At 46.4% G+C, this 1,194-nt stretch carries 1 protein-coding gene; it reads right to left on the minus strand.

All coding sequences use genetic code 11. The annotated features are described in order from the left end of the window. Window positions 1-389 precede the first annotated feature (389 nt). Window positions 390-662, minus strand: a complete 273-nt coding sequence (locus AAC083_RS21400; RefSeq protein WP_146181759.1) for a hypothetical protein — start codon at window positions 660-662, stop codon at window positions 390-392. Between the last annotated feature and the right edge of the window lie 532 nt (window positions 663-1,194).

Below are 1,194 nucleotides of genomic sequence, written 5' to 3' on the forward strand. Positions count from 1 at the left end.
ACATTATGCGCAATCACCCAGTTACCCAGGGTGACGCCGATATATCTAGTTATCGGCATAGATGAATTTCGTCACCGTTCACGTGAATCGTGCGCTCGTTCCTCGCATCCCGATTTCACGTCACCGTTACCTAATTACGAATGCTGCGCACATGAGCAAACAACCAAGTGCCGGCAGGAAAAAGCAAAGTGAATACACCAAGCGGGATGGCGCGGAACTAAAAAACCCGTCCACACCCCCTAAACGGGGGTATGAACGGGCTGTTCGAAACCACACCATAAAAGCATAGGCATACAGCAAAGTAAAACCAGTGCGGCCTTGTGTGGATGGCCAGAGGCAAGCGAGCCGTTAGAGGTAACAGTTACCAATAAAGTCCATTGGGCTAACTGTCAGTGAGTATCAAGCTCTGAGAGACTTGAGGCAATGGTGGTGATGGCTTCAATTTGAGAGCCAAGGCGCTGCAAAACGAATTCAAAGTCATCCAAAGAGAAGCCGTGACCAGTAAGACAAGACAAACCATCTAAGAGCTCCGAGTGCTCACCAATGGCATTCAAAAGGAGGGATAACGATGGAGTTTCACATGATTTTTTCTCATGCAAAAAAGTTGCGTTGGTCTGCTGGTGGCTCACTTCAACTGAGTTAGTGGTAGAATAGTCAAGCATTTGTATTTACTCCGAAAGTAATTAATGATGCACAAGCCGGGGTCGCCACCCCGGCGTTTTTTTTGGTACCAGTTACGAATTAATAGAACGGCCCATCGGTAAACTTCGGTGAAGAGGATGGAAAAAAATCGTTCAAATCCAACTCTGTTTTTTCAACTATCTCCCTCCTGTGTCGGTAAAAGGTAGAGCTAGGGATAACGTCAAAAAGTTTGATTTCCCTATCCGTCTGACGGCTCTTGCTTGTTGCCAAGTAAAGCGCGCAATAGTAGGTAGAGCGAGCCCCAAAACTAAGGGATTTAATTTGCTCTGTATTAAGGCGCCAGTACATACTTACCCCCTCTGCATAATCCCATAATGGGAATCTGACTCTCATAGTAGGAGTGAAATCTAGCCATAGCAAGAATTTATTTTCATAGTGGGATAGCCGCACTAAAAGTCCGAAATTAAGTGATTGTTTTTAAAGATAAGTGCGGGGTAAAGCCCGGGTTTCCGGGGTAAAGTCCGGGTGTTACTGGCCCCCGGACTCAGAGAC

This window comes from Aeromonas sp. HMWF014 (assembly GCF_963878295.1).
Taxonomy (GTDB): Bacteria; Pseudomonadota; Gammaproteobacteria; order Enterobacterales; family Aeromonadaceae; genus Aeromonas; species Aeromonas popoffii.

Bases quoted from the DNA above. Each gene is read 5' to 3' on its own strand.
- AAC083_RS21400 (WP_146181759.1), bottom strand. From the start codon at position 662: ATGCTTGACTATTCTACCACTAACTCAGTTGAAGTGAGCCACCAGCAG.